The organism is Actinomyces sp. HMSC075C01, assembly GCF_001812965.1.
GTDB classification, from domain to species: domain Bacteria; phylum Actinomycetota; class Actinomycetes; order Actinomycetales; family Actinomycetaceae; genus Actinomyces; species Actinomyces acetigenes.
The window spans coordinates 41,607-50,495 of the sequence record NZ_KV810937.1; the positions used below are offsets into that span (position 1 = coordinate 41,607).

Sequence of the window (8,889 nt, forward strand, 5' to 3'; positions counted from 1 at the left end):
TGAGGACAGGGACTACTTGGTCACTGGCGGCATGACGGCCTCGGCTCCCTCGTCGAAGCCGTAGTGGCCGATGGTTCCCGCTCGGGTGGAGGCCAGGGCCAGGGGTGTGGAGACAAAGGCGGCGATCTGGCCGATGGAGTCGACGGTGGTCACCTTCGCCTTCTCGGAGCGGATGATGCCGACGACGCCGTCGTCACCGTCGGCTGAGCCGACGACAACTGTGGGCGCCCGGCCGGCTGTACCCTCCAGCGCCTTGGCCCAGGCCTTGGGGTCCTGACCCGGTGAGGCCTCGACCGTTGCGCCCTTGCCGGAGGAGGCCTGCGGGCGCGGCCCGACGACGACGATCATCTCCGCCGGAGCGGTGGGCGTGGAGTCCACGGTGACGAAGGGCGTGTCGGACTTGTCCACTGACAGCATGTCCATGAGGACTCGGGAGGAGTCGTCGTTGGAGGTGAGGGCCTTGGCCAGTGCCTCTCCCAGAATGCCGTTGGCGTCCTGGGAGTTGGCGCTGCCCAGGTGCCCTTGGACCTGTCCGGAGAAGGTGGAGCGGTAGTTCTCCCGGGACAGGTCCACCCAGGTGCTGGTCAGGCTCACTCGACCGGTGACGGTGGCGCCTGCGCTCTTGAGCTGGGTGGTGATGGCGTCGGCGTCCTCGGCCTTGGCATCGGGCAGAAGTACCATGGCCACGCTCTTGGAGGCCAGGGTCCCGGGCAGGAGGCTGCTGGCGGCCTGAGTGATGTAGGAGTCCCGCTCGTTGACGGCCGTCTCAGTCTGCTCGAGCTTGGCCTGGGTGGCGTTGCGGTTCTCACGCAGGGCGGTGACCTGGTCGTTGAGCGCGGTCCCCAGGGAGTTCTGCAGGGGGCCGGCTCCCAGGACGACCCCGACGGCGAGAGCCAGGAACACGGAGATGAGCGATACCAGGTGATAGCGGAAGTCGATCATGGTTGAAGACCTTGAGAATGACCGTGAGAGGGGCTGCCTCTCAGATGGGCGGGGGTCGTTAGACGGTGGGTGAGTTCGGGGCCAGGCCCAGCAGTGAACGGAAGAAGTTGACAACGTCGTCCCACACGGCGCCGGACAGGCCCAGGAAGGTCTGTCCACCGGGTGTGGACATCAGAGCGATGGCCAGGGCGAAGGTGCCCGCCAGGGCCAGGAACAGCAGCCACCACCCCGAGATGCGGGTGCGGTAGAGCTGGGAGACGCCCTTGGCGTCGATGAGGCGACCTCCGACCTTGAGCCGGGTCAGGAAGGTCGAGGACATGCCGGCGCGCCCCTTGTCGAGGAACTCCAGCAGGGTAGCGTGCGTCCCCAGGGCCACGATGATCTCGGCACCGGCCTCATCGGCCATGAGCATGGCGATGTCCTCACTGGTGCCGGTGGCGGCGAAGACATGATGCTCGACCCCGAGCTCCTCGACATGGGCCAGGCCCGGGGCACGTCCGTCGCGGTAGGCGTGGACGACGATCTCGGCGCCGCAGGTCAGTGCCTTGTCGGACACGGAGTCCATGTCGCCCACGATCAGGGTCGGTTTGAAGCCGGCGTCCAGGACGGCGTCGGCGCCCCCGTCGACCCCGATGATAACGGGCTTGTACTCGCGGATGTAGGGCTTGAGCGCCTGCAGGTCCTCCTTGTAGGAGTAGCCGCGCACGACCACCAGGACGTGCTTGCCGCCCATCTGCGTGGTCAGCGAGGGCATGCCGACGCCGTTGAGGAGCAGATCCCACTCCCCGCGCATGTACTCCATGGTGTTGGCGGCAAAGGCCTCCAGCTGGACAGACAGGCCCTTCTTGGCCTCCTCCATGGCCTCGGCAACGGTCTGCTTGGTCTGGACCGCTCCCTCGGCGACGACCTGCTCCTTACCCTCGACCCGCACCGAGCCGTCCTCGACGGTGATGCGCTGGCCGTCGTGCAGACGCATGATGTCGGGGCCCAGGTCGTCCACGAGGGGGATTCCCGCGTCCAGGAGGATTTCGGGGCCGAGGTTCGGGTAGCGCCCGGAGATGGACGGGGAGGCGTTGAGGACCGCTGAGGCACCGCGCTCCACCAGAGCCTCGGCGGCCACCCGATCGAGGTCGGTGTGGTCGATGACGGCGATCTCCCCGGGCTGGAGACGCTTGGTGAGCTTCTTCGTGCGCGCGTCGACGCGCACGACACCGCTGGGATGCTCGGAGACGGACGCAGACTTCCTGCGGAAGGGATTCCTCACGGCTCGGATTGTCCCACGACTGCTTCCTGGAGAAGCTCAGCGGCGTGCCGGACCGCGGCCTGAGAGTCCTCGTGCCCGGAGAGCATCCTGGCCAGCTCCCGTTCTCTCTCCTGGCCTTCGACGACGAAGACCTGTGTGCGGGTGCGTCCCGGCTGGGACTTTCTCACATTCCTTGCGGGCGCCTCTGCGGGGTCGGTACCGGAATCGGGGGCGGTCACTGTCTCCTTGCGCACCACGAGGTGGGTGTCGGCCCAGGCCGCCACCTGCGCCAGGTGGGTGACGACGATGACCTGGTGGTGTCGTGCCAGACGAGCCAGGCGCCTACCGATCTCCCGGGCGGCCCGGCCTCCCACCCCGGCGTCGATCTCGTCGAAGACGAGCGTGCGGGTGTGGGTCGAGGGGCGCGCTAAGGCCGCGGCGTCAGCGAGCACCACCTCCAGGGCGAGCATGATGCGGGACAGCTCGCCTCCCGAGGCCCCCTTCCCCAGGGGCAGGGCGGGCGCGCCAGGGTGTGAGACGAGGGTGAGGGCGACGCTCTCCAGGCCGGTGGGACCGGGCTCATCAAGCCGGTCCAGCTCGACGACGAGCCGGGCACCCTTCATCTCCAGGCCCTCCAGCTCCGCGGTGACGGCCTGCTCAAGACGCTCGCCGAGCCGCCGACGCGCCCGGCTCAGCTCCGCGCCTGCACCGGCCAGCTCCTCGTCGGCGGCGGCCAGGCGCTCGGCCAGGACGGTGGCAGTGTCCTGGGGGCCGTCGAGCTCGGCCAGACGCGCGGCCGCGCGCTCGCCCCAGGCCAGGAGGGCGTCGACGTCGTCGAGCTGCTCCTGAGGCCCGCCGATCTCCCGGCAGGCGCGGGCAAGCTCCCCGCGGCGGTCCTGGACCTGGGCGAGGCGAGCCGGGTCGGCACTCAGCGCGGACAGGTACCCGCCCAGCTCGGCGGCGATATCGGCTGCGTCGATGCCCAGTCGCTGGGTGCGCGCGGACAGCTCGGCCAGAGCGGGGTCACGGTCGGACTCGGCGGCCAGGCTGCGGTGCGCGTAGGCGATGAGGGAGACGACGTCGGGCGCCTGCCCGGTGGAGGACTCCTCCCCACTGAGGGCGGTACGGGCCCCCGTGGCAGCCCTGCGCAGGTCCTCGGCGTGGTCGAGTCTCTCGGCCTCCGCCGTCAGCTCCCGGTCCTCACCGCTGCGGGGGTCGACCTCCTCCAGGGCCTCGAGCCAGGTGCGCAGCTGGGCCACCTCGACGGCCCGGGCGTGAGCCGATGCCTGCCACTCCTGGAGCTCCTGGCCGGCCTGTCGGCGCGCCTGGTAGGCCCGGGCGTAGCGCCGGCACAGCGCGGCGTGGTCCTGGCCGCCCAGGGAGTCCAGAGCAGCGCGTTGGGCCGCGGTCGAGCGCAGCCGCAGCTGGTCGGCCTGACCGTGGACGGAGACCAGCCGGCCCCCCACCTCGCTGAGGACCGAGGCCGGCACGGAGCGCCCTCCCAGGTAGGCGCGGGAACGTCCAGAGGCGGGGACCGTGCGAGAGGCCAGGAGGAGGTCGTCGTCGAGATCACCCCCGGCCTCGATGACGCGGGCCGCGACACGCGAGTCCGGGTCGACCAGGAAGGCGCCCTCGACCAGGCTGCGCTCGGCACCGGTGCGCACGATAGTGGTCTCAGCCCTCTGCCCCAGCAGCAGCCCCAGGGAGGTGAGCACCATCGTCTTGCCGGCGCCGGTCTCACCGGTCAGGGCGGTCAGGCCACGACTAAGGGGAAGGTCGGCCTCCTCGATGACACCGAGGTCCTCGATGTGCAAAGACTCGATCACGCCGTCCCTCCCGAGGAGCCCCACCGGCGCTCACCCTCGGCGCCCTTGCCGGAGGTTGAGAGATTCGGCTGATGCAGCGCGTCCTCCTCGGGCGAGTGGGCCTCATCGGCGCTGCTGGAGGCCCGCCATCCCTCCACGGGCAGGTCGAACTTGCGCACCAGGCGACTGGCGAAGGGGGCCTCGTTGAAACGTGCCAGGCGCACCGGACGCTCCGCCCGGGTGACGCGGATCCTGGCGCCGACCGGCACGTCCAGGCTGCGTCTTCCGTCGCACCAGATCTCGGCGCCTCCGAAGCCCACTCGCTGGATGACGACCTCCATGCAGGAGTTGGGCCCCAGGACCAGGGGGCGGGTGAACAGGGCGTGCGCAGCCACGGGCACCAGGAGGAGCGCCTCGACCTCGGGCCAGATGACGGGGCCTCCGCAGGAGAACGCGTAGGCGGTCGATCCGGTGGGGGTGGACATGATGAGGCCGTCGCAGCCGAAGGAGGAGACGGCCTGGCCGTCGACGCCGATGGCGACCTCGATCATGCGGGCGCGGTCTCGCTTCTCCAGGGCCGCCTCGTTGAGGGCCCAGTCGCGCGTGACCGTCCCGTCGGGACAGATGACCTCCACGTTCAAGGTGGTGCGGGTCTCGACCGTGTAGCGGCCGGCGACCAGATCCGCCACCACCTGCTCGATGCCGTCGGGGTCGGCCTCGGCCAGGAAGCCGACGTGGCCGGTGTTGATACCCACCAGGGGGATGTCGCGCTCGCGGGCGATCTCGAAGGCGCGCAGGATCGTACCGTCACCGCCGAGCACCAGGACGAGGTCGACGTGGTCGGTGCAGTCCGGGCCGACCGGCTCGACTCCGTGGGCACGCAGCGCCGCCGAGGCCCGGGCCACGGCGCTGGCCGTGGGAGCACTGGGTCTGGGGACGGGGACGGGCTTGTCGTTGAGCTCGCGCTGCAGCAGCATGACGCGCGAGATCCTCCGACCGTGCTGCTCCGCTCCCGGCTGCTGCGAGCTCTGGCGGAGGCCTGCAGAGTCGACAGAGTTGGCAGAGTCAGTAGAGTCGGCCGGGCGCGCCGCAGCACTGGTGTCTGAAGGGCTCAGCTTGCTCATGGGCGGGTCCTTGTTCTGCGTCGTCGTGGATCGAGCGCCGCGGGGCCGGCGGCGACGGCGTCCTCGATGCTGGAGCGCAGCTCGTCCCCGCTCAGGTCCTCGGGGCACCCGGCGCGGGAGGCGTGCATGCTCAGGAAGTACTCAACGTTACCGGCTGGCCCCGGAAGGGGGGAGGCGGTCACGGCCTCGACTCCCACGCCCAGGGCATGGGCCCGCTCAGCCACCGTCATGACGGTCTCCACATGGAGTTCCGGGTCGCGCACCACTCCCCCGTGCCCGATCCGGTCCTTACCCACCTCGAACTGGGGCTTGACCATGAGCAGAAGGTCGGCGTCGTCGGCCGCGGCGCGCAGCAGCGGCTCGAGGACCAGGGTCAGGGAGATGAAGGACAGGTCACCCACGACCAGCTCCGGGGCGGGGGCGACGGCTTCGGGATCCAGCGTACGGATGTTGGTGCGGTCCAGGGCGGTGACGCGGGGGTCGGAGCGAAGCGACCAGGCCAGCTGGCCGTAGCCGACGTCAACGGCTACGACGTGCTCAGCACCGCGGCGCAGGAGGACGTCGGTGAAGCCGCCGGTCGAGGCGCCGGCGTCCAGGCAGCGGCGACCCTCAACGCGGGGTGCCAGGCCGCGTCGCCCCAGCGTGTCCAGGGCACCGGCGAGCTTGTGGGCGCCGCGGGAGACGTAGTCGTCTCCGGAGGGCACCAGGATCTCGATGGCCTGGGCCGGGTTGACCTGCCGGGCGGGCTTGGTGACGACCTCGCCGTCGAGGGTGACATGACCGTCAGTGATGAGGGTGGCGGCGTGAGTGCGGGAGCGGGCCAGCCCGCGGCGCACGAGTTCTGAGTCGATGCGGATGAGCCGGGCCATATCAGCCTTCCGCCTTGTGCAGGACGGCGGCGAGGTCCTCGTGGATGGCGGCCAGGGCGGCTGCGCGCTCCTCCAAGGGCATCTGAGCGATCTGGGCGAGCTCGTCGGCGTGGTCGTGGAGCCCTTGCGCCGCCGTCAGGGCGACGTCGGCTCGCGGGGGCGAGGGCACCGGCGGCCGAGGAGCAGGCCGGTGCGCGGAGTCCGCCGTCGCCGGACTCTCCTCCCCGACGTCGGTTCTCGACTCGTTGCCGCTCATTCCTGACTCCCATCGATATCGTTTCGACATCGTTCGCGCTGCCGCTGCGCGCTGCTCTTCTCCCCCGGTAGGAGCCTCACCGGCCCCGACCGGTATCTCAGGGCTCGATCACCTCGATCTCGGGCACCTCCAGCTCTGCGGCCTCGCCCCGGCGGACCTGGGCGTCAGCCCAGTCCCAGGCGGCCACGGCCAGCGCCCGGTAGGAGTCCAAGTCGATACGCACAGCGCTGCCGTCCGGGCAGGACACGGCGCCGGCGTCCTGGAGCTCGAGCCCGGAGCCGAGGACTCGGGCGCTACGACTGCCGACCCGCCACCACACCTGGCCGTCGAGCTCAACTCGCACGGGCTCGGGGTGGGGCGCGGTCAGGCCCCGCAGGTCGGTGTGAAGGAAGCTGGGACGCTCGGTGGCCGGCGCACAGATGACGTCTCGCGCGTCGGAGACACCGGTGAGGACGTGCAGCCCGGGGATCCCGGCGGCCCGGGCTCCGACGTGGTCGGTGTTGAGCCGGTCGCCGACGGCCAAGGGCCTGGTCCCACCGGCCCGCTTGAGGGCGCGCGTGTAGATCCCGGGGAAGGGCTTGCCCCCGGCCAGGGGCTCCTTGCCCGAGGCATGGACGACGGCGGCCACGAGGCTGCCGTTGCCCAGGGCGAAACCCCGCTCGGTGGGCAGGGTCGCATCGAGGTTGGTGGCCACGTGGAGGGCCCCGGCATTGATGGCGTAGACGCCTTCGGACAGCAGCGCCCAGTCAACCGCCGGGTCCCAGCCCTGGACGACAGCGACCGGCTCGTCCTGCGCGCTGCTGGTCACCTGGAAGCCCTCGTCGAGGAGGGCCTGGCGGACGCCGTCGCCGCCGACGACGAGCACCATGGAACCCGGTTCGACGTGCTCGGTGAGCATGGCGGCCGCGTCCATGGCGGCGCTGAAGACCTCCGACGCCTCGGCGGTGATGTCGTTGTCTGCCAGCTTGTCCACGACCGTCTGAGGGGCCCGTGAGGCGTTGTTGGTGACGAAGGACAGGTGCATTCCGGCCTGGCGGGCGGCGTTGACGTTGTCGGCGGCGTGGGGCACTCGGGCCTGGCCTGCGAAGCAGACGCCGTCGAGGTCCAGCAGGGCGACGTCGTAGGCGACGCACAGGGGCTGCTCGCTGCCGATCAGGGTGGCGGGGACGGCGGTATCAGTGGCCTGGGGCTGGGGCACGGTCATCGGGGCTCCTCAGAGGCGTTGGTGGAAGGCGCAGGCGTGTCCTGCGCGTCCTGGAGCAGCTCGGCCATCTCGGCCTCGACGCGCTCGGAGAAGGACTGCGACCACTGAGCGTCCTCATCCTGGCTCATAGGCTCGTCGTGCTCATCGAGGTCTGCTGAGGCCTTGTCCTGGGCGGCTTCATCCGAGGCCCGCGAAGCCTCGGCCGCCTCGCTCACTGCCTCGTCGTCCGTGTCGCCATCAGAATCGGTGGCGCTCTGCGTACCGGAGCGCTCCGGACTGTCCTCCTCCTGGGCCTCGGAGTCGCAGTCGTCCTCGATGTCGAAGACCTCGACCTCGTCCTCCTCCACCGGCTCAGGGCCGATACGGTCACGGATGGCCTCGGCCTCCTGATGCCGGCCGAGCTCCTCGAGCCGGTCGGCGCGCACGGAGTGCAGGCGTCGGAGGGTCTCACTGTCGGAGGGCCGTGCCCTGATGGCGTCCTCGATGATGATCAGACCGAGATCCGTCTGGCCCATGTCGTGGCGAAGGCTGGAGACGACCATGGCCAGCTCGGCCCGCTCAATCTCGTCGAGCTGGCGTGGATCGGCCGCTTGAGCGGCTTGGAGGGCCTTGTCGAGATGACCCAGTGCTCGCTCGCAGTCGACCTCGATGGCCCGGTGGAGGTCAAGACCGGACAGGCGCCTGGCGGCGCGAATCTCTCGGAGCGCCTCGCTGTAGTGGCCGGCGAGGTATGCGGCGATCCCGGCCGTCTCCCGGACGACGGCAACGCGGCCCGCGTGAGAGGCGGCATAGCGCGCGTGCTCGTAGGCGGCCTGAGGATCCTCGTTGAGGAGGCGCTGAACCATCACCAGGTGCCGAGCGACGTTTTCAGCGTTGGCGCGGCCCAGGGCGCGCAGCTCGCCCCGTGCACCGCGCTCGAGGTCTCCGGGCTGAACCTCGTCCGGAACCTTGGGCTCGGGAACGCGCTGACGCTGCGGCGGACGACCACGCCGGTCGTCTCGTCTGTCCCGCGAATCCTTCCGCCCGGAACGGTCGTTGAGACGACCTGGCCGCCTACCGTTGCGGTCACCGCGCCTGTCGCCGCTGTCCCCGTCGCGACGCCGTTCGTCGCGCCAGTCGTCCCGGCCCCCGTAATCCCTGCGGTGAGAGTGGCCATCCTCTTCTGCGAAACGGCGACGCGCCCCGAAGCCGTGACGCTCACTGCCGTGGCGACGCCGACCTGCATCGCCGTGGTCCAAGCCGTGCTGACGGTCCTGATACGCCATGGTCCTTCTTTCACTCCGGGACTGCCGTCAGTTCCCCCGCTGTCCTTGAATACCTGAGAGGAGCCTACCTGGCCGGAGGCACTCAGGCGTAACAGGTACCAGCAGCACGTCGCGTGGCGGTCGCTGGTTGTGTCCTGTGTTGTTGGGGTGTGGGGGTTAACGGTTGTCGGGCCGGTCCCCC

Annotated in this window: 9 protein-coding genes; 1 reads left to right on the forward strand and 8 read right to left on the reverse strand. The window is 70.4% G+C overall.

Going from position 1 to position 8,889, the window contains the following annotated elements; translation table 11 throughout:
* Positions 1-12: 12 nt before the first annotated feature.
* The 8 genes from HMPREF2883_RS01760 to HMPREF2883_RS01795 all read right to left on the reverse strand — a co-directional run bounded on the left by HMPREF2883_RS01760 (position 13) and on the right by HMPREF2883_RS01795 (position 8,288).
* Positions 13-942: a copper transporter gene (locus HMPREF2883_RS01760; protein ID WP_070658640.1), complete on the reverse strand. Its 930-nt coding sequence runs from the start codon at positions 940-942 to the stop codon at positions 13-15.
* Between the two features lie 58 nt (positions 943-1,000).
* Complete coding sequence (gene steA / locus HMPREF2883_RS01765) at positions 1,001-2,206, reverse strand: putative cytokinetic ring protein SteA (RefSeq protein ID WP_070658642.1); 1,206 nt, start codon at positions 2,204-2,206, stop codon at positions 1,001-1,003.
* Entirely contained in the window at positions 2,203-4,011 is a 1,809-nt protein-coding gene (gene recN / locus HMPREF2883_RS01770; RefSeq protein ID WP_070658659.1) for a DNA repair protein RecN, read from the reverse strand. The genes steA and recN overlap by 4 nt, the downstream gene beginning before the upstream one ends.
* A complete protein-coding gene (locus HMPREF2883_RS01775; protein ID WP_070658657.1) occupies positions 4,008-4,967 on the reverse strand; it encodes an NAD kinase in 960 nt (319 codons plus the stop codon). Before HMPREF2883_RS01775 ends, recN begins: the two co-directional genes overlap by 4 nt.
* A gap of 143 nt (positions 4,968-5,110) precedes the next feature.
* The gene (locus HMPREF2883_RS01780) at positions 5,111-5,983 is read right to left on the reverse strand and encodes a TlyA family RNA methyltransferase (protein ID WP_070658644.1); all 873 of its coding nucleotides are present in this window, start codon (positions 5,981-5,983) and stop codon (positions 5,111-5,113) included.
* Position 5,984: 1 nt separating this feature from the next.
* The gene (locus HMPREF2883_RS01785) at positions 5,985-6,239 is read right to left on the reverse strand and encodes a hypothetical protein (protein WP_070658646.1); all 255 of its coding nucleotides are present in this window, start codon (positions 6,237-6,239) and stop codon (positions 5,985-5,987) included.
* A gap of 97 nt (positions 6,240-6,336) precedes the next feature.
* Positions 6,337-7,437 (reverse strand): HAD-IIA family hydrolase, encoded by a 1,101-nt coding sequence (locus tag HMPREF2883_RS01790; protein WP_141758989.1) that lies wholly within the window; start codon positions 7,435-7,437, stop codon positions 6,337-6,339.
* Positions 7,438-7,439: 2 nt separating this feature from the next.
* Positions 7,440-8,288 (reverse strand): tetratricopeptide repeat protein, encoded by an 849-nt coding sequence (locus HMPREF2883_RS01795; RefSeq protein ID WP_070658650.1) that lies wholly within the window; start codon positions 8,286-8,288, stop codon positions 7,440-7,442.
* A 6-nt stretch (positions 8,289-8,294) separates the two neighbouring features.
* Between HMPREF2883_RS01795 and HMPREF2883_RS14550 the strand changes: the two genes are divergently transcribed.
* Entirely contained in the window at positions 8,295-8,765 is a 471-nt protein-coding gene (locus tag HMPREF2883_RS14550) for a hypothetical protein (protein WP_141758987.1), read from the forward strand.
* Positions 8,766-8,889: the final 124 nt, after the last annotated feature.

What these genes read in the sequence shown, in the direction of transcription:
- HMPREF2883_RS01785 (WP_070658646.1), bottom strand. Translation starts at nt 6,239, where the DNA reads ATGAGCGGCAACGAGTCGAGAACCGACGTCGGGGAGGAGAGTCCGGCG.
- HMPREF2883_RS01775 (WP_070658657.1), bottom strand. Translation starts at nt 4,967, where the DNA reads ATGCTGCTGCAGCGCGAGCTCAACGACAAGCCCGTCCCCGTCCCCAGA.
- HMPREF2883_RS01760 (WP_070658640.1), bottom strand. Translation starts at nt 942, where the DNA reads ATGATCGACTTCCGCTATCACCTGGTATCGCTCATCTCCGTGTTCCTG.
- HMPREF2883_RS01780 (WP_070658644.1), bottom strand. Translation starts at nt 5,983, where the DNA reads ATGGCCCGGCTCATCCGCATCGACTCAGAACTCGTGCGCCGCGGGCTG.
- HMPREF2883_RS01795 (WP_070658650.1), bottom strand. Translation starts at nt 8,288, where the DNA reads ATGGTTCAGCGCCTCCTCAACGAGGATCCTCAGGCCGCCTACGAGCAC.